Origin of the sequence: Methylorubrum rhodinum, assembly GCF_014199935.1 — a bacterium.
Taxonomy (GTDB): domain Bacteria; phylum Pseudomonadota; class Alphaproteobacteria; order Rhizobiales; family Beijerinckiaceae; genus Methylobacterium; species Methylobacterium rhodinum.
In genome coordinates, this window is record NZ_JACHOP010000010.1 from 117,835 (window position 1) to 143,209 (window position 25,375).

24 protein-coding genes are annotated in these 25,375 nt (G+C 69.8%); 18 read left to right on the plus strand and 6 right to left on the minus strand.

What is annotated here, in order from left to right; genetic code table 11:
* The first annotated feature begins 193 nt into the window (after positions 1-193).
* Positions 194-1,324: an HD-GYP domain-containing protein gene (locus HNR00_RS13355; RefSeq protein WP_183570035.1), complete on the plus strand. Its 1,131-nt coding sequence runs from the start codon at positions 194-196 to the stop codon at positions 1,322-1,324.
* 150 nt (positions 1,325-1,474) lie between these two features.
* On the opposite strand, the gene speB is transcribed toward HNR00_RS13355, so the two are convergent.
* Positions 1,475-2,488 carry an agmatinase gene (speB, locus tag HNR00_RS13360; protein ID WP_183570037.1) on the minus strand — a complete coding sequence of 338 codons (1,014 nt, stop codon included), beginning with the start codon at positions 2,486-2,488 and terminating at the stop codon, positions 1,475-1,477.
* Between the two features lie 108 nt (positions 2,489-2,596).
* Between speB and HNR00_RS13365 the strand changes: the two genes are divergently transcribed.
* Positions 2,597-4,030: a TIGR04222 domain-containing membrane protein gene (locus HNR00_RS13365; protein WP_183570039.1), complete on the plus strand. Its 1,434-nt coding sequence runs from the start codon at positions 2,597-2,599 to the stop codon at positions 4,028-4,030.
* A gap of 63 nt (positions 4,031-4,093) precedes the next feature.
* On the opposite strand, the gene HNR00_RS13370 is transcribed toward HNR00_RS13365, so the two are convergent.
* A complete protein-coding gene (locus HNR00_RS13370; protein ID WP_246390614.1) occupies positions 4,094-5,974 on the minus strand; it encodes a putative bifunctional diguanylate cyclase/phosphodiesterase in 1,881 nt (626 codons plus the stop codon).
* A gap of 313 nt (positions 5,975-6,287) precedes the next feature.
* Positions 6,288-7,586 carry a bifunctional phosphopantothenoylcysteine decarboxylase/phosphopantothenate--cysteine ligase CoaBC gene (gene coaBC / locus HNR00_RS13375; RefSeq protein WP_183570043.1) on the minus strand — a complete coding sequence of 433 codons (1,299 nt, stop codon included), beginning with the start codon at positions 7,584-7,586 and terminating at the stop codon, positions 6,288-6,290.
* Between the two features lie 146 nt (positions 7,587-7,732).
* On the opposite strand from coaBC, the gene HNR00_RS13380 reads away from it, so the two are divergent.
* On the plus strand, positions 7,733-7,915 hold the full coding sequence (locus tag HNR00_RS13380; RefSeq protein WP_183570045.1) for a hypothetical protein: 183 nt from the start codon (positions 7,733-7,735) through the stop codon (positions 7,913-7,915).
* Positions 7,916-7,935: 20 nt separating this feature from the next.
* On the plus strand, positions 7,936-8,520 hold the full coding sequence (locus HNR00_RS13385; protein ID WP_312886051.1) for a hypothetical protein: 585 nt from the start codon (positions 7,936-7,938) through the stop codon (positions 8,518-8,520).
* A gap of 15 nt (positions 8,521-8,535) precedes the next feature.
* Here HNR00_RS13385 and HNR00_RS13390 read toward each other — a convergent pair whose 3' ends face one another.
* Positions 8,536-9,579, minus strand: coding sequence for a polyphosphate kinase 2 family protein (locus HNR00_RS13390; RefSeq protein ID WP_183570049.1), 1,044 nt, complete (start codon positions 9,577-9,579; stop codon positions 8,536-8,538).
* 114 nt (positions 9,580-9,693) lie between these two features.
* Here HNR00_RS13390 and HNR00_RS13395 point away from each other — a divergent pair, with 114 nt between their 5' ends.
* The 5 genes from HNR00_RS13395 to HNR00_RS13415 all read left to right on the plus strand — a co-directional run bounded on the left by HNR00_RS13395 (position 9,694) and on the right by HNR00_RS13415 (position 15,785).
* On the plus strand, positions 9,694-10,290 hold the full coding sequence (locus HNR00_RS13395; protein ID WP_183570051.1) for a histidine phosphatase family protein: 597 nt from the start codon (positions 9,694-9,696) through the stop codon (positions 10,288-10,290).
* Between the two features lie 207 nt (positions 10,291-10,497).
* A complete protein-coding gene (locus tag HNR00_RS13400) occupies positions 10,498-14,586 on the plus strand; it encodes a Pls/PosA family non-ribosomal peptide synthetase (RefSeq protein ID WP_183570053.1) in 4,089 nt (1,362 codons plus the stop codon).
* 37 nt (positions 14,587-14,623) lie between these two features.
* Positions 14,624-14,971, plus strand: coding sequence for a type II toxin-antitoxin system RelE/ParE family toxin (locus HNR00_RS13405; RefSeq protein WP_183570055.1), 348 nt, complete (start codon positions 14,624-14,626; stop codon positions 14,969-14,971).
* The gene (locus tag HNR00_RS13410) at positions 14,968-15,255 is read left to right on the plus strand and encodes an XRE family transcriptional regulator (protein ID WP_183570057.1); all 288 of its coding nucleotides are present in this window, start codon (positions 14,968-14,970) and stop codon (positions 15,253-15,255) included. The genes HNR00_RS13405 and HNR00_RS13410 overlap by 4 nt, the downstream gene beginning before the upstream one ends.
* Before the next feature lie 65 nt (positions 15,256-15,320).
* Positions 15,321-15,785, plus strand: coding sequence for a DUF5397 family protein (locus HNR00_RS13415; protein ID WP_183570059.1), 465 nt, complete (start codon positions 15,321-15,323; stop codon positions 15,783-15,785).
* A 5-nt stretch (positions 15,786-15,790) separates the two neighbouring features.
* On the opposite strand, the gene HNR00_RS13420 is transcribed toward HNR00_RS13415, so the two are convergent.
* Complete coding sequence (locus HNR00_RS13420; RefSeq protein WP_056237741.1) at positions 15,791-16,447, minus strand: alpha/beta hydrolase; 657 nt, start codon at positions 16,445-16,447, stop codon at positions 15,791-15,793.
* A gap of 274 nt (positions 16,448-16,721) precedes the next feature.
* Between HNR00_RS13420 and HNR00_RS13425 the strand changes: the two genes are divergently transcribed.
* The 8 genes from HNR00_RS13425 (at position 16,722) to HNR00_RS13460 (ending at position 23,957) form a co-directional block, all read left to right on the plus strand.
* Positions 16,722-17,894 (plus strand): cysteine desulfurase family protein, encoded by a 1,173-nt coding sequence (locus HNR00_RS13425; RefSeq protein ID WP_183570061.1) that lies wholly within the window; start codon positions 16,722-16,724, stop codon positions 17,892-17,894.
* Positions 17,895-17,978: 84 nt separating this feature from the next.
* A complete protein-coding gene (gene sufB / locus HNR00_RS13430; protein ID WP_183570063.1) occupies positions 17,979-19,448 on the plus strand; it encodes a Fe-S cluster assembly protein SufB in 1,470 nt (489 codons plus the stop codon).
* The gene (locus HNR00_RS13435; RefSeq protein WP_183570065.1) at positions 19,445-19,669 is read left to right on the plus strand and encodes a hypothetical protein; all 225 of its coding nucleotides are present in this window, start codon (positions 19,445-19,447) and stop codon (positions 19,667-19,669) included. Before sufB ends, HNR00_RS13435 begins: the two co-directional genes overlap by 4 nt.
* Before the next feature lie 10 nt (positions 19,670-19,679).
* Positions 19,680-19,967: a cytoplasmic protein gene (locus HNR00_RS13440; protein ID WP_312886052.1), complete on the plus strand. Its 288-nt coding sequence runs from the start codon at positions 19,680-19,682 to the stop codon at positions 19,965-19,967.
* Positions 19,960-20,712, plus strand: coding sequence for a Fe-S cluster assembly ATPase SufC (gene sufC / locus HNR00_RS13445; protein ID WP_183570067.1), 753 nt, complete (start codon positions 19,960-19,962; stop codon positions 20,710-20,712). Before HNR00_RS13440 ends, sufC begins: the two co-directional genes overlap by 8 nt.
* Positions 20,712-22,034, plus strand: a complete 1,323-nt coding sequence (locus HNR00_RS13450; RefSeq protein WP_183570069.1) for a SufB/SufD family protein — start codon at positions 20,712-20,714, stop codon at positions 22,032-22,034. The genes sufC and HNR00_RS13450 overlap by 1 nt, the downstream gene beginning before the upstream one ends.
* Positions 22,035-22,268: 234 nt before the next feature.
* Positions 22,269-23,525 (plus strand): cysteine desulfurase, encoded by a 1,257-nt coding sequence (locus tag HNR00_RS13455; RefSeq protein ID WP_183570071.1) that lies wholly within the window; start codon positions 22,269-22,271, stop codon positions 23,523-23,525.
* A 48-nt stretch (positions 23,526-23,573) separates the two neighbouring features.
* Positions 23,574-23,957: an SUF system Fe-S cluster assembly protein gene (locus HNR00_RS13460; protein WP_183570073.1), complete on the plus strand. Its 384-nt coding sequence runs from the start codon at positions 23,574-23,576 to the stop codon at positions 23,955-23,957.
* Between the two features lie 227 nt (positions 23,958-24,184).
* Here the strand turns inward: HNR00_RS13460 and HNR00_RS13465 are convergent, their stop codons facing one another.
* A complete protein-coding gene (locus HNR00_RS13465) occupies positions 24,185-24,760 on the minus strand; it encodes a Uma2 family endonuclease (protein ID WP_183570075.1) in 576 nt (191 codons plus the stop codon).
* A 156-nt stretch (positions 24,761-24,916) separates the two neighbouring features.
* Between HNR00_RS13465 and HNR00_RS13470 the strand changes: the two genes are divergently transcribed.
* Positions 24,917-25,291 (plus strand): HesB/IscA family protein, encoded by a 375-nt coding sequence (locus tag HNR00_RS13470; protein WP_183570077.1) that lies wholly within the window; start codon positions 24,917-24,919, stop codon positions 25,289-25,291.
* Positions 25,292-25,375 lie beyond the last annotated feature (84 nt).

Here is a 25,375-nt window from a genome sequence, read left to right on the forward strand (position 1 = left end):
GCGTGCGCCGCGGCCAAATCCAACGGCGCGGCCGACTGCCAAGCATCACGCAATTGGGCCGATCGGATGTATTCGATCGCCGCGCATTTCGGAAAAGAATTTGGCAACCATTTCATCATAACCTATACGAAGCATGCCCGCTCCGCTCGAATTCTGCGGCGGACGCTCATGGGCGGCGGCCGGCGGTACTCTCATGACGGAACGCTTCGTCTGCCTCGTCTCGGACCGCCGCGAGCGGGCCGAGCGGCTGGCGCGCGGCATCGCCCTCGTCCTGCCGTGCCGGGTGATCGAGCCGGGCGCCGCCCTGCCCCCGGGGGCGCCCGCGGCCTTCGTCGTCGACATCGCCGCCGACCGGGCCGAGGCCGAGGGCAGCGCCTGGATCGAGCGGCTCGCGGCGCTGATCCGCGGATCGGCGATGCCCTGCCTCTATCTCGCCCGCGGCAACGGCACCCAGAACGCGGCGGCCCGGCGGCTGTTCGGCGATCCGGTCGTGGTCGATCCGCGCGGCTCGGTCGGCATCGTGCCGACGCTGCTGCGCCTCGTCAAGGAGGCGCAGGCCAAAGAGGCCAAGGCCGGTGCCCCGGAGGAATCCCGGAGCGACCCGCGGGCGCGGGTCGGCGCCGCCACCCGCGTCGTCACCCGGATGTTCGACGCCGCCGCGGCGGGCCGGCCTCCGAGCCCGACGGAGGCGGAGGAAGGCACCGCGATCGTGCTCGACACCGTGTCCGAGATCGGCATCCGCGCCTGGCTCGATCTCGTCTGGCGCCACGACATCCTCGTCTACCAGCATTCCCTGAGCGTGGCGGGCTTCGCCGCCGCCTTCGCGGCCGACCTCGGCTTCTCGCGGGCCGACCGGGAGCGGCTCGCCCGGGCCGCGCTGCTGCACGATGTCGGCAAGGCCCTGATCCCGCTCGACATCCTCAACAAGCCCGGACCCCTGACCCCGGACGAGATGGCGGTGATGCGCGGCCACGCCGATCTCGGGGCCGACCTGCTCACCCGGAATGCCGCGTTCGGGCCCGACATCCTCGACGTGGTGCGCCACCATCACGAGCGCCTCGACGGCTCGGGCTATCCCGCGGGCCTGAAAGCGGCGCGGATCGGCGACCTCGTGCGGCTGGTGGCGATCTGCGACGTGCATTCGGCGCTCACCGAGCGCCGGGTCTACCGGGCGCCGATGACCCATGCCGAGGCCTTCGCGATCATGGAGGCCCAGGCCGGCCAACTCGACCCGGACCTACTGCGGGCCTATCGCCCCGTCGTCGCGCGCGCGGCGGCGGGTGAGCCGGGCCACGCCGTCGCCCCGGCCGCTGCCGGCCGCTGAGCCGGGCCGATCCCTGTCGATCTCGCAAAGGTCCGGCGTCGCACGAGCCGCCGAAGCGCGCCCTTGTGCGGATACGTTGCCTCGCGCCCTGCCTGAATACAGGCCGGGACCTTCCTGGACGAGGTTCCCGAAGCGGAACCCGAGATCGGATCAGGCGGGCTCTCCCGCCCCGGCCCGCACGGCGACCCGCTCGGCCAATAGACACAGAATCTCGAACAGCAGGCCTGCGCCCGCGAGCGACGTGATGCCCGCCGCATCGAGCGGCGGCGCGACCTCGACGAGATCGGCGCCGACGAGGTCGAGACCGCGCAGGGCCCGCAGCAGGTGCAGGGCCTCCCGCGTGGTGAAGCCGCCGATCTCCGGCGTGCCGGTGCCGGGGGCGAAGGCGGGATCGAGGGCGTCGATGTCGAAGCTCAGATAGGCCGGCGCGTCGCCGACGACGGCGCGGGCTTCCGCGGCCACCTCCGGCAGGCCGCGGGCGCAGACCTCCTCCATCTCGACGATGCGGATGCCTTCCGCCTTGGCCCAGTCGCGCTCGTCGCCTGCGTCCATGCTGCCGCGGATGCCGATCTGCACGCAGCGCTTCGGGTCGAGCACGCCCGCCTCCACCGCCCGGCGGAACGGCGTGCCGTGGGTGAGGCGCGATCCGCCGTACTGGCTGTCGTCGGTGTCGCTGTGGGCGTCGATGTGGATCAGCCCGAGCGGCCGGGCCGCGCCCAGCGCCCGCAGCACGGGGTAGCTGACGAAGTGGTCGCCCCCGACCGAGAGCGGCACGAGGCCGGCCTCGGCGAGTGGCCGGTAGAACGCCTCGATGCGCCGGTCGGTCTCGGCGGCGTCGACCGGATTGACCGGCACGTCGCCGAGATCGGCGCAGGCCGCGAGCGCGTAGGGCGCGATCCCCGTGGCGTGGTTGAGCGCCCGCGTGCCGGTGGAGGCCTCGCGCAGGGCCCGCGGCCCGAGCCGGGCGCCGGGCCGGTTGGTGGTGGTGCCGTCGAAGGGGATGCCGATCAGCCCGATCTCGACCGCGCCCGGCGCGTCCGCGGGCGCGAGCACCGGCAGCCGCATGAAGCTCGACAGGCCGGAGAAGCGCGGCGTGTCCATCCCGGATGCGGGTCGGAACCGTGCAAGCCGCTCCGCCCGCGCGTCGTCGCGATCCTGTGCCATGGCGCCTCCTTCCGCACGCCCATCAAGCCGAACGGGGCGCCCGCCCGCAAGCGTGGCCGCCGCTTGTGGTAGAATGGGAGGAGAATCGGCAATCCCTCGGGGGCACCGATGCAGGATATCGAGCGCGCGGCCTGGACTCCGGAGCAGTGGGCCCTGTGGGCCCGGATCGCGGCCCATCCGTTCGAGCGGGGCGACCACGCCCTCGACTTCACCGCCCGGCTCGCCCGCGACCGCGGCTGGGACCTCGCCTTCGCCCGGGGCGCGGTCGAGGAATATCGCCGCTTCGGCTTCCTGGCCGCGACCGCCGACACGCCGGTGACGCCGAGCGAGGAGGTCGACGAGGTCTGGCACCAGCACCTGACCTATTCCCGCGACTACTGGGAGGTCTGGTGCGGGCAGGTGCTGCGGGCGCCGCTCCACCACGACCCGACCGCGGGCGGGCCCGTCGAGGCGGCGCGCTACCGGGCGCAGTATGCCGGCACGCTCGCCCGCTACGAGGCCGTCTTCGGCCCACCGGATCCGGTGTTCTGGCCGGGCTTCCGCGGGCGCTTCCGCGCGCGGCCGCGCTACCGCACGGTCGATGCCGACCGGGTGTTCGTGCTGCGGCGGCCCCGCTTCCTGCGCAGCGGCGTTCGGGTGGGGGTCGCCCTCGCCCTGTTGCCGGGCCTCGCCCTCGTCGCGGAGCCGGCCCGGGCCCTGCCGCTCAACCCGATCGACTGGCCGGGGCCGGAATTCCTCGCGCTCTACCTGTGCCTCGCGCTCGGCGGGCTCGTCCTCGCCTTCCTCCTGTGCGACCGCCTGCGCGACGCGGGAGACGGCGCGGCGGACGACGATCTCGACCTGCTGGAGGTCGCGTGGCTCGCGGGCGGGAAGGGGCGGGCCGCCGAAACGGTGGTGGCCGGCCTGATCGAGGCCGGCGAGGCCCGCCTCGCCCCGCGCCGGATGTTTTTCGACGGTTCGGAGATCACCGTCGAGCCCGGCACCGGCCCGCTGCCGGACTTCCTCGCGCCGTTCCGCGGCCTCGTCCACGGCAGCGTCTCTTACGGCACCCTGCAACGGGCGGTGCGGGAGCGGCTGCCGCCGCTGCGGGCCGGGCTGGAGCGGCGCGGGCTCGTGCCCGATTCCGCGCGCCGGGCCCGGATCCTGCGCACCGTGCCGATGGTGCTCGGCCCGGTGATCCTGTTCGGGATCGCCAAGGCGCTGGTGGGCGCCGCCCGCGACCGGCCGGTCGGTTTCCTCCTCTTCCTGATCCTCGCCACGATCGTGCTCGGCGGCCTCGTGATCGCGGGGGTGCCGGACCGGACCGAGCGGGGCGACGCGGCGCTCGCCCGCTGCCGCGCCCGGTTCCGGCGGGCGGCCGAGGCGCCGCGCGCCGAGGAGGTGCTGTTCGCCTTCGCCGTCGGCGGCGCGGCGGCGCTCGCCGGCACCCATCTCGACGCCTACGGCCGCATGCTGCGCGCCCATGGCGGCGGCGGCGATGCCGGCGGTGGCGGCGACGGCAGCGGCGGGGGAGGGTGCGGCGGTTGCGGCGGGGGCGACTGATCGCCGGCCCTGCCCGACCGGTCGGCCGCTCCGCTTGCGGGGGGCTCTCCTCGCCCGAGCCGTTCACGCGCTCAGGCGCTGCGCCCGTCCGCCGTCGGGACCGGTGCCGGTCTCCCCCAGGCGCTCGAGCAGGGACGTCATCCGCATGGGTCTGCCGATCAGGTAGCCCTGGACGTAGCGGCAGCCGAGACGCCGCAGGATCGCGAGCTGATCGGCGGTCTCGACGCCCTCGACGATGCAGGAGAGATCGAGGTTCCTGCAGAGTTCGAGGATGGTGGCGACGATGCGCTCGCCCTGCCGCGACGAGAGGTCGGCCATGAAGCTGCGGTCGATCTTGACCTTGTCCAGCGGCAGGCGGTGGACGTAGCTGAGGCTCGAATAGCCGCTCCCGAAATCGTCGAGCGCGATCCGGATGCCGAGCGCCTGGAGCAGCGTGATGGCTTCCCGGGCGCGCTCGAAATCCCGCATCAGGGCGGTCTCGGTCAGTTCCAGCGTGAGGCGGCGGGGATCGAACCCGCTCTCGCGCACGATGCCCAGGATCGCCACGACCGTCTCGGACGAGGTGAGGTCGTGCGACGAGAGGTTGAACGACAGGCCGATCTCCGGCGGCAGGCGGGCGGCGTCGGCGAGCGCCTTGCGCAGCAGCAGCGTCGTCAGCCGGTGGATCGCGCCGCAGCGCTCGGCCGCCGCGACGAAGCGGTCGGGCGCGATCCGGCCGAGGGTGAAGTGCGTCCAGCGCGCCAGCCCCTCGACCATGACGACGCGGTTCGTCCCCGCATCCAGGATCGGCTGGTAATGCACCTCGATCTCGTGGACCAGATAGGGGCCGTGCAGGGCGGCCTCGATGGCGCGCTCGGTGCGGATGGCGCTCTCGTGCTCCTGCGAGAACAGGGTGGTCCGGCCGCGCTGGTTCAGCTTGGAATGATAGAGGGCGTAATCGGCCCGGTCGAACAGCTCGGCCGCCCGGCGGCCGGCGTCGGGATACAGGGCGAGACCCGCCGAGCAGCCCGTCACGACCGGTGTCTCCCCGAGCCAGATCGGCGCCCGGAGGGCCTCGCAGATCCGGGTGCTGAACGCCGTCACCTCGGCGCCGTCGGCCGGCCGGCGGATCAGCGCGCCGAACTCGTCGCCGCCGAGCCGCGCCACCGCCACCTCGGCCCCGGCGAAGGCGGCGAGCCGCTGTCCGGTCTCCCGCAGCACGTGGTCGCCGGCATTGTGGCCGTAGCTGTCGTTGATGGGCTTGAAGCGGTCGAGATCGAAGATCGCGAGCGCGAACGGGGCCCGGCCGTCGGCCGAGGCCAGTGCTTCCAGCTGCTGGAAGAAGGCGCGCCGGTTGGGCAGCCCGGTCAGGCTGTCGGTCAGCGCCTGACGCGCATTCTCCTCGGCGAGCCGCTGCGCCTCGAACTGCGATTGCGTGAGCTCGATGAAGGCCCGGTAGTTGTTGGCGAGGATGCGCACCATCACGACCGTCACGAAGGTCGTGTTGAGGCCGATCGCGACGAACACGCCGTTGCCGCTCGTCAGGCAGTGGATCAGGAACGCGCCCGTGACGACGAGCGTCACGCCGAAGGCGGCGACCGGCAGGTGGGTCAGGCAGAAGATGCAGCCGATGACCGTGATGGCGATGAAGATCGCCGCGTGGCCCTGCTCGTAGGGGCCGCCATGGGCGCCGAGCGCGATCGACCAGGCGACGAAGCCGACCGACAGGGCGATGGCGAGCACGGTCGTCAGGCGAAGCCGCCGCCGGGCCTGCGCCTCGGTCAGGGTCTCGGGCTTGAGCCGCCACCAGTGCAGCGCCCGGGCCGCGCAGAGCGCCACGAACACGGCCGGGCAGGCGAGGGTCAGCCAAGGGGGGGTGAGGCCGAGATGGGTGAAGGCGAGCGCGCAGGCGTTGACCGAGAGCAGGGCGTAGAGCGAGACGATCTGCGTTCTCAGCTCGATCATCTGCCGGACGGCGATCCGGCCCTCGGCGCGGGCGAACGGCGGCTCGGCCAGGCGCGTGCGGATCCGTCCCAAGGAAAACATGGTTCTGTGGTCTCGACCGTTCTCCGGATCGTGAGCGGATCGCCTTAACAATCGATGACGTGGCGAAAACTCTCCGCTCGATCGGGAGGCCGGATCGGATTCTTGGAAAGATCTCCGGCCGCACGATTCACATTTGTGGAGATTGCAGCCGACACCTGCCCGTCCCCGCGTCCGGCGGACGCTCGCCGTCGCGTGGGCGATCGGCGACGGATACGGCCATCGCCGGTCGGCCTCAACCGTTTCGGGCCGCCAGCAACGCGGCGAAGCGGGCCACCAGCCGTCGCCCGACCTCCTCCTTGCCGAGCTTCGGCCAGGTCTCGACGCCGCCGTCGCGGGCGACGAGGTGGACGGTGTTGTCGAGGCCGCCCATCACGCCGCCCTCCGCCGAGACGTCGTTGGCGACGATCAGGTCGCAGCCCTTCCGCGCGATCTTTTTGCGCGCGTTGTCGAGCACCGCATCGGTCTCGGCGGCGAAGCCCACGACCAGCGGCGGGCGCCCTTCCGTGCGGGCGGAGATCGTGGCGAGGATGTCGGGGTTCTCGACCAGCGTCAGCGGGGCCGGCATGTGGCCGTCCTTCTTGATCTTGGCGTCCCGCATCTCCGCCGGGCGCCAGTCGCCGACCGCGGCGGCGAAGATCGCGAGGTCGGCCGGCAGCGCCGCCTCGACCGCGGCCAGCATCGCGCGGGCGCTCTCGACCCGCACCACCGTGACCCCCGCCGGATCGGGGATCGCCACCGGCCCCGAGACCAGGGTGACGCGCGCGCCGGCTTCCGCGGCGGCGGCGGCGACCGCGTGGCCCTGGCGGCCCGACGAGCGGTTGGCGAGGTAGCGCACCGGATCGATCGCCTCGTGGGTCGGCCCCGAGGTGACCAGCACGTGCCGCCCGGCCATCGGCTTTTGGGGGACTTCGCGGCCGGCCAGGAACCCGAAGCCGGCGCCTTCCGAGCGGTGCGCCAGCATCGCTTCCAGCGCGTCGGCGATCTCGTGCGGCTCGGCCAGCCGCCCGGGGCCGAACTCGGCCTCGGCCATCGCGCCCTCGTTGGGGCCCACCACCGCGACGCCGTCGCCCTTCAGGGTCGCGAGGTTGCGTTGCGTGGCCGGATGCAGCCACATCCGCACGTTCATGGCCGGGGCGATCAGGATCGGCAGGGTGGTGGCGAGCAACACCGTCGCGGCCAGATCCGGCGCGTGGCCGGTCGCCATCCGGGCCATCATGTTGGCGGTGGCCGGCGCCACCACGATCGCGTCGGCGTCGCGGGCGAGCCGGATATGGCCGATATCGGCCTCGGTCTCCCGGTCGAACAGGTCGGTATGGGTCCGTTCGCCCGCGAGCGCGGACGCCGCCAACGGCGTGATGAATTCCTGCGCCGACTCGGTCAGCAGCGGGCGCACCGCCGCGCCCCGGTCGCGCAGGCGCCGGATCAGGTCGAGCGCCTTGTAGGCGGCGATGCCGCCGCCGACGATCAGCAGGACGCGGCGGCCGGCGAGCGGGCCGGCGGGGGGACCGGACTTGGAGGGCGAGTGGGACATGGGCGCAGAACGAAATTCTTTCGGGCGGCGCGTCAAGGGGCGCGGTGTGCCGGGCTTCTCCCGCGATCTTGCCGCCCGTCACATTTCGATCTTGATCCGGGTCCCCCGCCGCTCCACCATCCGGAACGTCAGCGAGGGTCGTCACCATGAAGTCCGCCGAGCGTGCCGCGCTCAAGTCGGCCATCAAACGCTACACCCGCGCGAAAAAGGCGTCGAAAGCCATCGCGTTGGCGTCCCTGATCAAGGAAGGGACGCATACCCCCGACGGGAAGATCACGACCGATTACGGCGGCAAGGCGAGCAAGAAGAGGGTCTCCAACGGAGGATGACCCGAAGCGCGTCCTCCCTCGTGCTCGGCTATCACGGTTGCAGCGAAAGACTGGGGCGAAAGGCGCTGTCGGACGGCCTGCCCCTGGAGCCGTCGGACAAGGATTACGACTGGCTGGGGCCCGGGATCTATTTCTGGGAAAACGACCCGGTTCGTGCGCGGGAATGGGCGGAGAGCAAGGCGGCACGCGGCGCTTACGACGATCCGTTCGTCATCGGCGCCCTGATCGACCTGAGCAATTGCCTCGACTTGTTGACGAGAGAAAACATCGAACTCCTCGCTTTCGCCTATGAGAGCCTGCGGGACATCAACAAGACCGCCGGCGTGGACATGCCCGAGAACAAGGACTCACGAGCGGTCAACCGAGGCGACAAGCTGCTGCGCTATCGAGATTGCGCGGTCATTCGCCATCTGCACGAGATCGTCGAGGACGAAGAGGCCAACCCGCCCGGCAGCACGACTTACATCGAACCGTTCGATACCGTCCGCGGCCTGTTCGTGGAGGGCAAGCGCGCCTATCCCGGCGGCGGCTTCTTCTCCAAGACGCACACACAAATCGCCGTTCGCAACGAGAGATGCATCAAGGGCATTTTTCTTCCGCGATGACGCGCGTCATCCCCCTCAATCCGGCACCTTCAACCCCGCGATCCCCTCCCGCGCCGGCGGAAACTGCGGGTCCATCGCCTCCAGGGTGTCGGCGATGGTGCGGGCCACCATCAGGTTGCGGGCCCATTTGCGGTTGGCCGGCACCACGTGCCAGGGCGCGTAGGGGGTCGAGCAGCGCGATAGCGCGTCGTCGAAGGCGGTGCGGTAGGCGTCCCAGCTCTTGCGCTCGGTGAGGTCGGCCGGGTCGAACTTCCAGTGCTTCTCCGGGTCTTCGAGGCGCGCCTCCAGGCGCTTCTTCTGCTCCTCCTTGGAGATGTGGAGGAAGAACTTCAGGATCGTGGTGCCGGACAGCGTCAGCAGCCGCTCGAAGTCGTTGATGACGCCGTAGCGCTCGCGCCACGTCTCCTCGGGCACGAGCCCCTTCACCCGCACCACCAGCACGTCCTCGTAATGGCTGCGGTTGAACACGCCGATCAGGCCGCGGCCCGGGGCGCGGGCGTGGTAGCGCCACAGGAAGTCCTGATCGCGTTCCTCGGCGCTCGGCACCTTGAACGACCACACCCGGCAGCCCTGCGGGTTCACGCCCTCCAGGACGGAGCGGATCGTGCCGTCCTTGCCGCCGGTGTCGATCGCCTGGAACACCACGAGGAGCGAGCGGGCGTGCTCGGCATAGAGCCGCTCCTGCAACGCCTTGATCCGCTCGCGCACGCCGGCCAGCGCCGCCTTGGCCTCGGCCTTCTCGAGGCCCCCCGTCGCATCGGGATCGACCGAGGCGAGGCTGAAGCGCGTGCCGGGCTCCACCGTGACGATGCCGGGCGCGGCCCGCGGCAGGGACGGAAGGCGGTGCGGCGACAGGCTCGGCGCGGTGCCCATCCCGGCATCGACGGCCCGCGCCCAGGCGGCGGAGGAGGGCGGATGGTCGTCGGCCCGCTTCTTACGGGCGTCCTTCTTGTCCTTCCCCTTGCCCTTGCCCTTGTGCTCCGCGTCACCCTGCGACGCTGTTTCCCGGTTTTTCCCCGTCTCCGGGCCGCTCGCGTCCTTGCCGTTCGTCTTGCTCATACCGAAGATCACTCGCTCGTGAGCCGAGCGCGGGCTCGAGGCCCGCGGGAAGGGGAAAGTGTTGAGCCCCAAACAGATGCGCCGTCCAGCCCGTTCCCACCGGAGCCGGCCGGCGTGAGCGAGACGCCGACGATCTGGTTCCTGCGCCACGGCCAGACCGACTGGAACGCGCAAGGCCGCCTCCAGGGCCATCGCGACATCGACCTCAACGCCCACGGCCTCGCCCAGGCCGGGGAGGCGGCCGACCGGCTGCGCCGCGTCGCCGGGGCGGACCTGCCCACCGCCGACTACGTCGCGAGCCCGCTCCTGCGCACCCGCCGCACCATGGAGACGGTGCGGGCCCGCATCGGTCTGCCGCCGACCGGCTACCGCGCCGACCCGCGCCTGCGCGAGATCGGCTTCGGCCACTGGGAGGGCCACACCTGGGCCGAGATCCGCCGCCGCGATCCCGCGGGGGCCCGCGACCGCGACCGGGACCGCTGGGGCTACCGCCCGCGCGGCGAGAACGGCGAGAGCTACGCCATGGTCGAGACACGCGTGGAGGAGGTGGTGGCCGAACTGCGCCGTCCCACCGTGATGGTCTCGCACGGCGGCGTCGCCCGCGCGCTCCTCGTCATCCTCGGCCATCTCGACATCCATGCCGCGGTGCGCATGGGCATCCGCCAGGGCAGCGTATTGGTCCTCGACGCCAAGGGCTGGCGCTGGGCCTGACGTTTTCGGAACCGCCCGCCTCTCTCCCTGCCGTCGCCCGCGGACAGGTTTCTTCGCCGTTCACTGGGTGTATGGGACGGGCCGGCACGCGACCGGGCCGCCGAGCGGGCGCGATCCCGTCGCAAAAGCGCCCCGCGCGCCGCGCTACTCAGGCGCCGGGGGCGGACGGACAATCGATCGGCCGACGGGGCCGACACGGAGCAGCGGATGGACGGTCTCGCCGAGATGAGCCCGACCCGGCACGACGGCAACGGGGGTGCCCCGCCGACGGGCCGGGCGATCCTGCGCGGCGCGGTGCGGCCCGACCTGATCCGCCGGGAGACCCTGGCCTCGATCTTTCGCGACAGCGCGCGGGCCCGCCCGCAGGCTCCCTGCCTGATCGACGCCGCCGGCAACGGCCCCGACGGGCGCCCCCCGGTCCTGACCTACGCCGAGGTCGATGCCCGCTCCGACCGGCTCGCCGCCGCGCTCAGTGCCCGCGGGATCGGGCCGGGCGCCGTGGTCGGCCTGTGGATGGCCCGCGGCACCGAATTGCTGATCGCCCAGATCGCCATCGCCAAGTCGGGCGCCGCGTGGCTCCCGTTCGACGCCGAGGCCCCCGCCGACCGGGTCGCGGTCTGCCTGTCGGATGCCGCCGCCACGGCCCTGTTTGTCTCGCACAGTCTGCGCCCGCAGGCGCCCGACGGCGTGGCCCCCGTCACCACCGCCGAATTGTTGGGCGAAGTGTCCGCGGGCGCCCCCGCCCCCGATCTCGACGCGGCGGGCCTGACCCCGGAGCACCCGGCCTATCTGATCTACACCTCGGGCTCGACCGGCGTGCCCAAGGGCATCGTCATCAGCCACGCCAACATCTGCCACTTCCTGCGTTCGGGGAATGCCGTCTACGGCATGAGCCCGGACGACGTGGTGTTCCAGGGCGCCTCGGTCGCCTTCGATCTCTCGATGGAGGAGATCTGGGTCCCCTATCTCGTCGGCGCCTGCCTCTACGTGGCGAGCCCGGCGATGATGGGCGATGTCGAGGCCCTGCCCGGCCTGATCGAGCGCGCCAGCGTCACCGTGCTCGACACGGTGCCCACACTCCTCGCCATGATCCCCGGCGATCTCCCGACCGTGCGCCTCGTGCTGCTCGGCGGCGAGGCCCTGCCCGAGCCGCTGGTGGCGCGCTGGGCCACCCCGCCCCGGCGCCTGTTCAACACCTACGGCCCGACCGAGGCGACGGTGGTGGCCACCGCCGCCGAGATGCGGCCCGGCATGCCCGTCACCATCGGCGGCCCGATCCCGAACTATTCGGTGTATGTCGCCGACGAGGCGCTGAACCTCCTCAAGCCCGGCGAGCAAGGGGAACTCCTGATCGGCGGCCCGGGCGTGGCGGGGGGCTATCTCAAGCGCCCGGAACTGACGGCCGAAAAATTCGTCGCCAACCCCTATCCGTCCGACGGCACCGATCCGGTGCTCTACCGCTCGGGCGACGCCGTCTCGATGACGGCGGACGGCGACATCCTCTTCCACGGCCGCATCGACGATCAGGTCAAGATCCGTGGGTTCCGGGTCGAACTCGGCGAGATCGAGGCCCGCATCCGGGCCGAGGAGGGGGTGAACCAAGCCGCCGTGGTGCTGCGCCGCGACGACGAGGTCGACCGCCTCGTCGCCTTCCTGGTCCCCGAGCGCGGCGTCGAGATCGACCGGACCAAGCTCCGCAAGGATCTCGCGGCGCAGATGCCGCCCTACATGGTGCCGGGCCATTTCGAGACGGTCGAGACCCTGCCGCGGCTCACCTCGGGCAAGGTCGATCGCAAGGCCCTCAGGCTCGCCCCCCTCACCGTCGCGGCGAGCGACGGCACGCAGGAGGCGCCCGACAACGAGACCGAGGCGGCGCTGCTGGCCGCCGCCAAGAAGATCTTCGGCGAGCAGCCGATCGGGCTCGAGGCCGACTTCTTCTCCGAACTCGGCGGCCACTCGCTGCTGGCCGCCCGCTTCGTCGGCGCGGTGCGCGAGACGCCCGCGCTCACCGGCATCACCCTGCAGGACGTCTATGCCGGGCGCACCCTGCGGGTGATGGCCGCCCACCTGATCGAGCGCACCGGCGGCGCCGGGGCCGAGACGGCCGTGCGGGATTTGAGCTTCGCGCCACCCCCGCTGCTCCGCCGCGCGCTGTGCGGTCTGGCCCAGGCGGTGGCGCTCCCCTTCGTGATCGCGCTCGCCACCGCGCAGTGGCTCGGCATCTTCGTCACCTACCTGCTGCTGACCGGCGGCGGGCTCGGCTTCTGGGGCGAACTGGGGGTGCTGCTGCTCGTCTATATCGGCATCAACGCGGTCACCGCGACGGTCGCCATCGTGGCGAAATGGCTGATCCTCGGGCGGACGAAGCCCGGCCGCTATCCGCTCTGGGGCGTCTACTATTACCGCTGGTGGCTGGCGCAGCGTCTGACGCCGCTCGTCCACATCAAGTGGCTCCAGGGCTCGCCCGTCATCGCCACCTACCTGCGGCTGCTGGGTGCGAAGATCGGCGAGGACGTGCTGATCTCCGACCTCGATGTCGGCGCGCCCGATCTCCTCACCATCGGCCGCGGGGCCTCGCTCGGCGGACGGCTCGTCATCGCCAATGCCGAGGTGGTCGGCAACGAACTGGTCATCGGCCCCGTGACCATCGGCGACGACGTGGCCATCGGCACCTCCTGCGTCATCGGCCCCGACACGGTGATCGAGGACCACGCCGAGATCGCCGACCTCACCACCGTGCCGGGGGGCACCACCGTCGGCACGGCCGAATCCTGGGACGGCTCGCCGGGCCGCCGCGTCGGCACCATCGACTTCGCCGATCTGCCCGAGCCCGCCACCGCCTCACCGGCGCGGCGGGCGGCGTTCGGCGCGATCTACGCCTTCCTGCTCGCGGCGGTGCCCGCGGTCGGCCTGCTGCCGATCTTCCCGGCCTTCTTCGTCTTCGACAGCATCTCGGACCGGCTCTCCGAGATCACCGACGTGGATTACCACGCCTACCTGCCGCTGCTGACCTGGCCCACCGCCATGCTGATGACGGCGGGCACGGTGCTGCTGATCTCCGGCATCCGCTGGGCGGTGCTGCCGCGGGCGACCACCGGCACCTACTCGATCTGGTCGGGCTTCTATCTGCGCAAGTGGCTGGTCGCGCTCGCGGCCGAAGTGACGCTGGAGACGCTCTCCTCGCTCTTCGCCACCGTCTACATGCGGGCTTGGTACCGGCTGATGGGCGCCAAGATGGGCAAGGGCGCCGAAATCTCGACCAATCTCGGCTCGCGCCACGACCTCGTCTCGGTCGGCGCCAACAACTTCGTCGCCGACGAGGTGGTGGTGGGCGAAGAAGAGATCCGCCGCGGCTGGATGCATCTCCACACCGTCGAGACCGGCGCCCGCGTTTTTGTGGGCAACGACGGGGTGCTGCCGCCCGGCGCCAAGATTCCCGACGACGTGCTGATCGGCATCAAGTCGAAGCCGCCGAAGAACGACGCGATGCGGCCGGGCGAGACGTGGTTCGGCTCGCCGCCGATCCGCCTGCCGGTGCGCCAGAAGGTCGATCTCGGCTCCCGCGCGCAGACCTTCGAGCCGAGCGTGTGGGCGAAGCTGAGGCGCGGCCTGTTCGAGGCCTTCGCGACCTCGTTCTCGCCGATGCTCTACCTGTCGCTCGCGATTCTCGCGATCGACTGGGTGTTCTACCCCGCGATCCTGGAAGAGAACTGGTCCGGCCTCGCGGTCTCGTTCGTGGTCGCGAGCGTCGTCATCGCGCTGATCCAGACCTCCACCGTCATCGCCCTCAAGTGGCTGCTGATGGGGCGCTACCGGCCCGGCATGCGGCCGATGTGGTCGTGGTGGGCGATGCGCACCGAGGCCATCGCGGTGGCCTATTGGGGCCTGGCCGGCAAGGTGCTGCTGGAGCACCTGATGGGCACGCCGTTCCTGCCCTGGGTCCTGCGCCTGTTCGGCGTGAAGGTCGGCAAGGGCGCCTGTCTGCTCATGACCGACATCACCGAGTTCGACTGCGTGTCGATCGGCGACTTTGCCGCCATCAACCGCTCGGCGGCGCTCCAGACCCACCTCTACGAGGACCGCATCATGAAGGTCGGCCGGGTCAGTATCGGCCACGGCGTCTCGGTCGGCGCCTTCTCGACGGTGCTCTACGACAGCCATGTCGGCGATTTTGCCCGCCTGCGCCCGCTCACCATCGTGATGAAGGGCGAGTCGATCCCCGCGCATTCGCAATGGGAGGGAGCGCCGGCGGTGCCGGTGGTGCATTCGGTGACGGAAACGGCGAAGGCGGCGTGAGCCTTGTTGATCGTACCAATTTTGGTACGATCGATTCATGCCTCCCGTGCCGGCCATCCCTCTCGCGTTCTATCGAAGCGCGGCGGGTCATGAGCCGGTTCGCGAGTGGCTGAGGGAACTGCCGGCGGAGGATAAGCGGGTCATCGGCTTCGACATCCGCCGCGTCCAGCTCGGCTGGCCGATCGGGTTGCCGGTCTGTTGTCCGATGTCGGGCGGATTGTTCGAGGTGCGGTCCACGCTTCCGAGCCGGCGCGAAGCCCGTCTGCTGTTCGGCTTCCACGAAGGGCGACTGATCGCCCTGCACGCCTTCATCAAGAAGGCTCAGCGGACTCCGGCGGCGGACCTCGATCTGGCGCGGCGGCGCCTGAAGGACATCATCGGATGAACGCGGACAACCCCCATATCGGGTCGAGCTTCGAGAGCTGGCTGGACGAAGAGGGCCTCACCGAGGAGATCACCGCGGCGGCGGCCAAGAGCCTCATCGCCGAGCAGATCGCCGCCGAGATGAAGCGGCAGAAGATCAGCAAGGTTCAGATGGCCGAACGCATGCGGACGAGCCGCGCCCAAGTCGATCGCCTGCTCGATCCGTCGAGCGGCGGCGCGACGCTGGAAACCCTGGTCCGGGCGGCGCGGGCGGTCGGTCGAGAACTGCGGGTCGAACTCGTCTGAGGCCTTATGATGCTCGCAGGAATGTCGAGTTTCGTGCGAACCTCCGCGGGTCCCGGAGGCCATCCATGCCCGACGCGAAACCACCCGCTTGGCCCGAACCGCACAGCCTGATCGGCACGTGGCGGCGCTTCGGTCCGGTCGGTCCGGTCTACGAGATTTTCGGGGCCGGCCGATCGCTTTTGAAAGGCGGGCCGTCCATGCGGGTGCGGGTGGTGGAGTCCGGTGAGGAACTCGATTACCCGCTCGCAGACATCCTCGACGATCCGAAAGAAAGGCCGACGATCGGATCGAGTTTCGAGAGCGGGTTGGACGAAGAAGGTCTCACCGAGGAAGTCACCGCGGCGGCGGCCAAGAGCGTCATCGCCGAGCAGATCGCCGCCGAGATGAAGCGGAAAAACCCTCCCCCCTCCGCGGGGGAGGGTGGCCCGCGAAGCGGGTCGGGAGAGGGGAGCGACGTGTCCGGAGAGGGCGTTCCCCTCTCCCGCCTGCTCCGCAGGCACCCTCTCCCGCAGAGGGGAGAGGGTTCGTAGAAACCTTATGCCGCCTCGGTCTTCCCGCCGAGCCGCTTGTCCAGATAGGTGTCGACCGTCTGGGTCAGCTCGTCGACCTTGCCGTCGAAGAAGTGGTTGGCGCCCTCGACCATCTGGTGCTCGATGATGACGCCCTTCTGCGTCTTCACCTTCTCGATCACCGGGATCACCTCGCGGGCCGGGGCCACGCGGTCCTCCGAGCCGTGCACGAACAGGCCCGAGGACGGGCAGGGCGCCAGGAAGGTGAAGTCGTAGCGGTTGGCCATGGCGGCGATCGAGATGAAGCCCTCGATCTCCGGGCGGCGCATCAGCAGCTGCATGCCGATCCACGAGCCGAACGACACGCCCGCGATCCAGCAGGACTTCGCCTCCGGGTTGACCGACTGCACCCAATCGAGCGCCGCGGCCGCGTCCGACAGCTCGCCCGAGCCGTGATCGAACGCGCCCTGGCTGCGCCCGACCCCGCGGAAATTGAAGCGCAGGGCCGCGAATCCGCGATTGGCGAAGGTGTAGAACAGATTGTACACGATCTGATTGTTCATCGTGCCCCCGAACTGGGGATGCGGATGCAGCACGATCGCGATCGGCGCGCCCTTCTTCTTGGGCGCCTGGTAGCGGCCTTCGAGGCGGCCGGCGGGGCCGGAAAAGATGACTTCGGGCATGGTGTCCTCAGGTGACTCACCGCACCCGCCCGGACGAGGCCGAACGGGCATGGCTGCGAGGGCCGGCACGCGCCGACCCTGCCTTGACTCGCTCGGCGCGCCTCTTAAAAGCGGTCTTAGAATGATTCTAGGTGATTAGAACCGTTCTAAAGAAGAGGGTTTCGAAACCTCGACCCTGTCAGACGGGCGCCGTTGCGGGCGCCTTAGCATGGGGACGGGGGGACAAATCAAGGAAATCACGGTTTCCGGGGCGACAAGGACAGTTCAAGGACGGATGGACACGGCAGCGCGCAGCTATCTCGACCACAACGCGACCTCTCCGGTACGGCCGGAGGTGGCGGCGGCGGTCGCGCGCGCCCTGAACCTACCGGGCAACCCGTCCTCGATCCATGCGGAGGGCCGCGCCGCCCGCCACGCCCTTCAGGAAGCCCGCGCCCGGCTCGCCGCCCTCGTCGGCGCCGCGCCGGAGCGGGTGGTCTTCACCAGCGGCGGGACGGAAGCCGCCAACACCGTCCTGTCGGGGGCGCTGCGCCGCCGCGGTTGCCCCGCGCCGACCCGGCTGATGATCTCGGCGACCGAGCACCCCTGCGTCGCCGCGGGCCACCGCTTTTCGGACGAGGCGGTCGAGACCCTGCCGGTGGATGCGGGCGGGACGCTGCGCCTCGATGCGCTCGCCGCGCGACTCGATGCCTGCCGTGACGAGGCCGTGCTGATCTCGGTTCATGCGGCCAACAACGAGACCGGCGTGGTGCAGCCGCTCGCCGAGATCGTGCGCCTCACCCGCGCCCACGGCCGGGCGCTGGTCCACAGCGACGCGGTGCAGGCGGTCGGCAAGATTCCGCTGAGCCTCGACGCCCTCGGGCTCGATGCCCTGACCCTGTCGGGCCACAAGTTCGCCGCGCCCAAGGGCGTCGGCGCCCTGGTGCTGGCCGAGGGCGTCACGCTGGAGACCGCGTTCCTGCGCGGCGGCGGCCAGGAGGCACGGCTGCGCTGCGGCACCGAAAACCTTTTGGGGATCGTCGGCATGGGCGAGGCGGCCGAGATCGCGCGCATTGCCCTCGACGCCGAGGCCGTGCGCCTCGCGGGCCTTCGCGATGCGCTCCAGAATCGGGTGAGGGCGCTCGCCCCCGACGCGGTGGTGTTCGGGGAGGGCGCCGCGCGGCTGCCCAACACGCTCAGCGTCTCCGTGCCGGGCCTGGAGGCCGCGACCGCGCTGATCGCTCTCGATCTCGCGAATGTGGCCGTCTCCTCGGGCTCGGCCTGCGCCTCGGGCAAGGTCGCCCGCTCGCCCGTGCTCGCGGCCATGGGCGTGAGCCCTGCGCTGGCCGTGGGGGCGCTGCGCGTGAGTTTGGGCTGGAATTCGGGCGACGCCGACCTGCGACGCTTCCTCGAGGGGTTCGAACGGGTCGTGTCGTCCCTATATCAACGGCGAGGGCAGGCCGCCTGAGCCACGCTCAGCGCCGCCCGCCCAAGCCATCTTTTTGGTTGAAACCCCCGGTCCTTGAAACCGGCGTCGGTTAGGAGAGGCTGAATGCCTGCTGTGCAGGAGACCATCGATCGGGTCCGTTCGATCGACATCGACCAGTACAAGTACGGGTTCGAGACCGTCATCGAGATGGAGAAGTCCGAGAAGGGCATCTCCGAGGACGTGGTGCGCTTCATCTCGGCCAAGAAGAACGAGCCCGAGTGGATGCTCGAATGGCGCCTCGACGCCTACAAGCGCTGGCTCACGATGAAGGAGCCCGAGTGGGCCCGCGTCGAGTACGACAAGGTCGATTACAACGACATCTACTACTACGCCGCGCCGAAGCGGAAGGGCCCGGAATCGCTCGACGAGATCGATCCCGAGATCCTCAAGACCTACGAGAAGCTCGGCATCCCGCTGCGCGAGGTCGAGATGCTGGAGGGCATCGCCCCCGAGCGCCGCGTCGCGGTGGACGCGGTGTTCGACTCGGTCTCGGTGGCGACCACCTTCAAGAAGGAGCTGGAGAAGGCCGGCGTGATCTTCATGCCGATCTCCGAGGCCATTCGCGAGTACCCGGACCTCGTCAAGAAGTACCTCGGCTCGGTCGTGCCGGTGACCGACAACTTCTTCGCGACCCTCAACTCGGCGGTCTTCTCGGACGGGTCGTTCGTCTACATCCCGCCGGGCGTGCGCTGCCCGATGGAGCTGTCGACCTATTTCCGCATCAACGAGCGCGACACCGGCCAGTTCGAGCGGACCCTCATCATCGCCGACAAGGGTTCCTACGTCTCGTATCTGGAGGGCTGCACCGCCCCGAAGCGCGACGACAACCAGCTCCACGCCGCGGTGGTCGAGCTGGTGGCGCTCGATGATGCCGAGATCAAGTACTCGACCGTCCAGAACTGGTACCCCGGCGACAACGAGGGCAAGGGCGGCATCTACAACTTCGTGACGAAGCGCGGCGATTGCCGCGGCGCCCGCTCGAAGATCTCGTGGACGCAGGTCGAGACCGGCTCGGCGATCACGTGGAAGTACCCGTCCTGCATCCTGCGCGGCGACGATTCCCGCGGCGAGTTCTACTCCATCGCGGTGTCGAACGGCATGCAGCAGGTCGATTCCGGCACCAAGATGATCCATCTCGGCAAAAACACCACCAGCCGGATCATCTCGAAGGGCATCTCCGCGGGCCGCTCGCAGAACACCTATCGCGGCCTCGTCTCGGCCCACCGGAAGGCCAAGGGGGCGCGCAACTTCACCAACTGCGACTCGCTGCTGATCGGCGACCAGTGCGGGGCGCACACCGTGCCCTACATCGAGTCGAAGAACGCGTCCGCGGTGTTTGAGCATGAGGCCACCACCTCGAAGATCTCCGAGGACCAGAAGTTCTACTGCCTGCAGCGCGGCCTCTCCGAGGAGGAGGCGACCGCCCTCATCGTCAACGGCTTCGTCCGCGACGTGCTGCAGCAGCTGCCGATGGAGTTCGCGGTCGAGGCCCAGAAGCTGATCTCGATCAGCCTGGAAGGGAGCGTCGGATGACGACCGAGGCGCCGGACAACCTCGTGCTGGAACACCTGCGCGCGATCCGGAGCGACATCTCCCGGATCAAGGAGGACATTCACGGCCTGCGGGCGGAGATGACTTCCGTCCGTCAGCATCTCGGCGGTGTCGTCACGCTGCAGGAGTTCGACCACACGGATCTGGCCAGCCTCAAGGTCCGCATCGAGCGGATCGAGAAGCGGCTCGAACTGGCCGACTGACGGTGGTGGCGTGAGCCAAGATGTCGATGCGACCGTGCTGCGCGCGGCCCATCAGCACAGCGTGTGGCACGGGGACGAGGTGAGGAGCAGCCCGCTCTGCGGCTGCTTCTACTGCCTGGAAGTCTTCGCGCTGGATGAGATCGCGGAGTGGATCGACGAGGACGCGACCGCTCTGTGCCCCCGGTGCGGTATCGACGCAGTGATCGGCGAGATGTCTGGATATCCGATCCGGAACGCCGCCTTCCTGCGGGCGATGCATCAGGAATGGTTTTTCAAGGACTTGGACGAACATGCTTGAGATCAAGAACCTCGTCGTACAGATCGAGGACAACCGCATCCTCAATGGCCTGAACCTCACCGTGAACGACGGCGAGGTCGCCGCGATCATGGGTCCGAACGGCTCGGGCAAGTCGACGCTCTCCTACGTCATCGCCGGCAAGGAGGACTACGAGGTCCTCGACGGCGAGATCCTGCTCGACGGGCAGAACGTGCTGGAGATGGCGGCCGACGAGCGCGCCGCCGCCGGCATCTTCCTGGCCTTCCAGTATCCGCTGGAAATCCCCGGCGTCGGCACGATGACCTTCCTCAAGGCCTGCCTCAACGCCCAGCGCAAGGCGCGCGGCGAGGCCGAACTCTCGACGCCGGAGTTCATCCGCGCGGTCAACACTGCGGCCGACAAGCTCGAGATCAACAAGGAGATGCTCAAGCGTGCGCTGAACGTCGGCTTCTCCGGCGGCGAGAAGAAGCGCATGGAGATCCTGCAGATGGCGCTCTTGCAGCCGAAGTTCTGCGTGCTCGACGAGACCGATTCCGGCCTCGACATCGACGCGCTGCGCATCGTCTCCGAGGGCGTGAACGCGCTGCGCGCACAGGGGCGCTCGTTCCTCGTCATCACCCACTACCAACGGCTCCTCAACCACATCGTGCCCGACACCGTGCACGTCATGTCGCGGGGCCAGATCGTGAAGAGCGGCGGCAAGGAGCTGGCGCTCGAACTCGAGGCCTCCGGCTACGCCGAGTACCGCACCGGCGAGGCCGCGTGATGGCCGAGGTCACCAATCTCCGCTCCCCCGCCGAGGCCGGGCTGTCCAAGCTGTTCGAGTCCTCGCGCGCGGCCTTCGCCAGCGAATCCGCCATCAGCCGCGAGGAGGCGTTCCGCTTCTTCGAGGCCACCGGCCTGCCGAGCCGCCGGGTCGAGGCGTTCAAGTACACGGACCTGCGCGCCGCCATCACCGAGGCCGCCCCACCGGCGGAAGCGCCCTCCGACGAGGCCGCCAAGGCCGCGGTCGCGGGTGCCACGGGCTTTGCCGAGGTCGAGGCCGTGCGCCTCACCTTCGTCAACGGCCATCTCGTGCCGGCCCTGTCGGACCTCGACCGGATCCCCGAGGGCGTCACCGTCACGCCGCTCAACGAGGCGATGGGGAAGGGCGACCCGCGCCTGAAGCTGCTCGCCCCGGTCGAGCAGGTGCGCGAGAACCCGGTCTACCAGCTCAACACCGCCTTCCTGGCGGACGGCGCGCTGATCTCGGTCGCGGCCGGCGCCAAGCCGTCCACACCCGTGCATCTGCGCTTCGTCGGCACCGGCGAAACGTCGTTCTCGACGGCGACCCGCGTGCTGGTCGATGTCGGTTCGGGCGCCGAGTTCTTCCTGCTGGAGAGCCACGAGGGGCCGTCCGGGCTGATCTACCAGCCGAACGACGCGCTCGACGTGCGCATCGGTGAGGACGCCGCCTTCCGCCACTCCCGGATCAACCGCGAGGGGGACGCGGCCATCGCCCTCTCGACGCTGTCCGTGCGGCTCGAGCGCCAAGCGCAGCTGGAGACGGTCAACCTCGTGACCGGCGCCAAGCTCTCGCGCCACCAGATCTACCTGCACGTCGCGGGCGCGGACGCCAACGCGGTCGTCAACGGCGCGGCGCTGCTCGGTGACGGGCAGCTCGCGGACTCGACCCTGCTCGCCGACCACGCGGCGACCGGGGGTGTGGGCCGCGAGATGTTCAAGACGGTGATCGACGGCGAATCGACCGGCGTGTTCCAGGGCAAGATCATCGTCCGCCAGGTCGCGCAGCAGACCGACGGCAAGATGAAGTCCGATTGCCTGCTCCTCAAGGACGAGGGGCAGATGATGAACAAGCCGGAGCTGGAAATCTTCGCCGACGACGTCGCCTGCGGCCACGGCGCCACCTGCGGCGCGCCGGACGAGGACCTGCTGTTCTACCTCATGGCCCGCGGCCTGCCGCGCAGCCTCGCCGAAAGCCTGCTGGTCCAGGCCTTCGTCGGCGAGGCGGTCGAAGCCGTCACCCACGAGGGCGCCCGCGCGGCGCTGATCGGCGGGATCGAGGCTTGGCTGAAAGCCAGAGGGTAAGGCGCAGCCCATAACCCTCCCCCCTCTGCGGGGGAGGGTGCCCGAGTTCGCGTCTTTCCAACCCTGAACCTCATCCTGAGGTGCCCGCGTCAGCGGGCCTCGAAGGAGGGCTTCAGGGATCGCACAGACATCTGGAGGGCTCGCTCAAAGCCCTCCGCTTCGCTCCGGCACCTCGGGATGAGGGGAGGAGCGGGATCGGCGGCACCTTGGCCGTCACGCTTCAAGGTCGAGACGATGAACGCACCCGTCCGCCCCACCCCCCAAGTAGCCCCCTACGACGTCCAGGCGATCCGGAAGGAATTTCCGATCCTCTCGGAAAAGGTCTACGGCAAGCCGCTGGTCTATCTCGACAACGCGGCCTCGTCGCAGAAGCCGAAAGCGGTGATCGACGCCATGGTCTCGTGCATGCAGACCGGCTACGCCAACGTCCATCGCGGCCTGCACTACATGGCCAACGCCGCCACCGAAGGGTTCGAGGGCGCGCGCGAGACCACGCGCCAGTTCCTCAACGCCGCCTCGACCGACGAGATCATCTTCACCCGCAACGCCACCGAGGCCTACAACCTCGTCGCGTCCTCCATGGGGCAGGCTGGGCTGATCGGGGAGGGGGACGAGATCATCCTCTCGATCATGGAGCACCACTCCAACATCGTCCCCTGGCACTTTTTGCGCGAGCGGCACGGTGCGGTGATCAAGTGGGCGCCGGTCGATGACGAGGGCAACTTCCTCGTCGAGGAGTACGAAAAGCTCTTTACCCCGCGCACCAAGATGGTGGCGATCACCCACATGTCGAACGTGCTCGGCACGGTGACGCCGGCGGAAGAAATCATCCGCATCGCCCACGCCCACGGCGTGCCGGTGCTGCTCGACGGGGCGCAGAGCGCCGTCCACCGGGCGGTCGATGTCCAGGCGCTCGACTGCGATTTCTTCGTCTTCACCGGCCACAAGGTCTACGGGCCGACCGGCATCGGGGTTCTGTACGGCAAGAAGGAATGGCTGGAGCGTCTGCCGCCCTACCAGGGCGGCGGCGAGATGATCCGCACCGTCAGCCAGGACGCGATCACCTACAACGACCCGCCCCACCGCTTCGAGGCGGGCACGCCGGCGATCGTCGAGGCCGTGGGCCTGGGCGCCGCGCTCGAATTCATGATGACGCTCGGGCGCGACAGGATCGCGGCGCACGAGGCGGCGCTGACGGCCTACGCGCAGGAGCGGCTCGGCGCCATGAATGCCCTCACCCTGATCGGCACGGCCAAGGACAAGGGCGGCGTGATCGCCTTCGAGATGAAGGGCGCGCACGCGCACGATGTGGCCACCATCATCGACCGGCAGGGCGTGGCGGTGCGGGCCGGCACCCACTGCGCCATGCCGCTGCTCAACCGCTTCGGCGTCACCTCGACCTGTCGCGCCTCGTTCGGCCTGTATAATACGACCGACGAGATCGACGCGCTGGCCGAGGCGCTGACCAAGGCCGAGATGCTGTTTTCATAATGGTTCGGCCGCGGGGCCCTGAGTCCCGCTGGCCGGAGGAGTGATCCGATGAGCGCAGACGCCACCATCACCGGCGGCACCAACGCCCCCGCCCTCGCGGCGGCCCCGGCGATCCCGCCGGAAGAGATCGACCGCCTGACCGACGACATCGTCGCGGCGCTGAAGTCGGTCTACGATCCCGAGATCCCCGCCGACATCTACGAGCTCGGCCTGATCTACCGCGTCCAGATCGAGGACGACCGGCGCGTCCTGATCGACATGACGCTGACCGCGCCGGGCTGCCCCGTCGCGGGCGAGATGCCGGGCTGGGTCGAGAACGCGGTGACCGCGGTGCCGGGCGTCCAGTCCTGCTCCGTCACGATGGTGTTCGATCCGCCGTGGGACCAGAGCCGCATGTCCGACGAGGCCCGCGTCGCGCTCGACATGTGGTGACGCCGCTCCCTGTGATCCCCTCGGCTTCCACCACCCGCCGTCATCGCGAGGCGGAGCCGAAGCGATCCAGGGCGCGACCTTTTCGGATGAGGCAAAGCGACTTCGGCCGTCTCGCATCGGCGGCACGCACCATCCTGACAATGCGGAGCGCTGGATTGCTTCGGCTCCGCCTCGCAATGACGGGTCGGAGCGGAGCCCAGGCAGTCAACCGGACGCCGTATGGCTCGTCACTGGGCCGCGCGGCCGGGTTCGAAGGTCATGTCCGCATAGACGTCGGCGAGCGTGAGGCGCGCGCCGATGGCGGGCAGCTCGATCACGGCGTCCAGCGCCTCGAAGCTCTCGTCCGCCCACCCCTCGCCTTCCCGCCGGTAGAGCACGGTACCGGGAAAGCGGGTCTCGACAAGGAGGATGTAGGCGAGGCTCGGGTGGCGCCGGTACTCGGCGAGCTTGCGGAAGCAGTCGATGGTCGTGGTGCAGGGCGAGATCACCTCGGCGACGAGGCGCGGGGCGCGGTTCTCGTAACTGTCGGGGATCATGGGGGCGTTCTCGACCGTCACGTCCGGTCGACGCAGGGTGGGGGGCCCGGTGCGCAGCGCAACGTTGCCGGTGGTGAGGCGGCACCCGGTTCCCCGCATGGGGCCGTGGAGCGCGCAGAGCAGGTTCACGGTGACGTGGTCATGCCAGCGGCTCACCGCGGTGAACGCCTTGGCGTGCGGGCGCGGATGCCCATCGACGAGTTCGTAGGGCTCGGCCTGGGTGTTCTGCCATGCGAAGAACGCCTCCGGCGTCATTCGATCGGCCATCGCACCCCTCCGTGACTGCCGAAGCATAGCACGCCGGAATGCATGCGGCGCGGGGTGCCCTCCGGTGGACCCTCGCCCGTCGAATGCTTATCTTCGAAACACCCGAAAAAACTCACCCGCCCGGGCCTTGAACCCGGCCGCAGGAGAGAGAGCACGATGTCAGGTTTCAAGGTGATCTCGCTGACCGACCGCGCGGCGGAGCGGCTCAAGGCGATCATGGCCGATGCCGAGCGCCCCATCGCAGGGTTGCGCGTCGGCGTGAAGAACGGCGGCTGCGCCGGCATGTCCTACACGATGGAATATGCCGAGGAGCGGAAAGTCGGCGAGGACGTGATCGAGGATCGCGGCGTGACCGTGTTCATCGATCCCAAGGCGGTGCTGTTCCTGCTCGGCACCGAGATGGACTTCCAGACCACCAAGCTGTCGTCGCAGTTCGTGTTCAACAACCCGAACCAGACCTCGGCCTGCGGCTGCGGCGAGTCGGTGGCGATCACGCCCGCGACGCCGGACCGGCTGGCGGCGACGGTCTGAGGGGTTCGTTCGAGCGGATCCTCTTACCACCCCCCCCTCATTCCGAGGCGGCGACGCGCAGCGGCGCCCTCGAAGGAGGGCTTC

Bases quoted from the DNA above. Each gene is read 5' to 3' on its own strand.
- HNR00_RS13355 (WP_183570035.1), top strand. From the start codon at position 194: ATGACGGAACGCTTCGTCTGCCTCGTCTCGGACCGCCGCGAGCGGGCC.
- speB (WP_183570037.1), bottom strand. From the start codon at position 2,488: ATGGCACAGGATCGCGACGACGCGCGGGCGGAGCGGCTTGCACGGTTC.
- HNR00_RS13365 (WP_183570039.1), top strand. From the start codon at position 2,597: ATGCAGGATATCGAGCGCGCGGCCTGGACTCCGGAGCAGTGGGCCCTG.
- HNR00_RS13370 (WP_246390614.1), bottom strand. From the start codon at position 5,974: ATGATCGAGCTGAGAACGCAGATCGTCTCGCTCTACGCCCTGCTCTCG.
- coaBC (WP_183570043.1), bottom strand. From the start codon at position 7,586: ATGTCCCACTCGCCCTCCAAGTCCGGTCCCCCCGCCGGCCCGCTCGCC.
- HNR00_RS13380 (WP_183570045.1), top strand. From the start codon at position 7,733: ATGAAGTCCGCCGAGCGTGCCGCGCTCAAGTCGGCCATCAAACGCTAC.
- HNR00_RS13390 (WP_183570049.1), bottom strand. From the start codon at position 9,579: ATGAGCAAGACGAACGGCAAGGACGCGAGCGGCCCGGAGACGGGGAAA.
- HNR00_RS13400 (WP_183570053.1), top strand. From the start codon at position 10,498: ATGGACGGTCTCGCCGAGATGAGCCCGACCCGGCACGACGGCAACGGG.
- HNR00_RS13405 (WP_183570055.1), top strand. From the start codon at position 14,624: ATGCCTCCCGTGCCGGCCATCCCTCTCGCGTTCTATCGAAGCGCGGCG.
- HNR00_RS13410 (WP_183570057.1), top strand. From the start codon at position 14,968: ATGAACGCGGACAACCCCCATATCGGGTCGAGCTTCGAGAGCTGGCTG.
- HNR00_RS13415 (WP_183570059.1), top strand. From the start codon at position 15,321: ATGCCCGACGCGAAACCACCCGCTTGGCCCGAACCGCACAGCCTGATC.
- HNR00_RS13420 (WP_056237741.1), bottom strand. From the start codon at position 16,447: ATGCCCGAAGTCATCTTTTCCGGCCCCGCCGGCCGCCTCGAAGGCCGC.
- HNR00_RS13425 (WP_183570061.1), top strand. From the start codon at position 16,722: ATGGACACGGCAGCGCGCAGCTATCTCGACCACAACGCGACCTCTCCG.
- sufB (WP_183570063.1), top strand. From the start codon at position 17,979: ATGCCTGCTGTGCAGGAGACCATCGATCGGGTCCGTTCGATCGACATC.
- HNR00_RS13435 (WP_183570065.1), top strand. From the start codon at position 19,445: ATGACGACCGAGGCGCCGGACAACCTCGTGCTGGAACACCTGCGCGCG.
- sufC (WP_183570067.1), top strand. From the start codon at position 19,960: ATGCTTGAGATCAAGAACCTCGTCGTACAGATCGAGGACAACCGCATC.
- HNR00_RS13450 (WP_183570069.1), top strand. From the start codon at position 20,712: ATGGCCGAGGTCACCAATCTCCGCTCCCCCGCCGAGGCCGGGCTGTCC.
- HNR00_RS13455 (WP_183570071.1), top strand. From the start codon at position 22,269: ATGAACGCACCCGTCCGCCCCACCCCCCAAGTAGCCCCCTACGACGTC.
- HNR00_RS13460 (WP_183570073.1), top strand. From the start codon at position 23,574: ATGAGCGCAGACGCCACCATCACCGGCGGCACCAACGCCCCCGCCCTC.
- HNR00_RS13465 (WP_183570075.1), bottom strand. From the start codon at position 24,760: ATGGCCGATCGAATGACGCCGGAGGCGTTCTTCGCATGGCAGAACACC.
- HNR00_RS13470 (WP_183570077.1), top strand. From the start codon at position 24,917: ATGTCAGGTTTCAAGGTGATCTCGCTGACCGACCGCGCGGCGGAGCGG.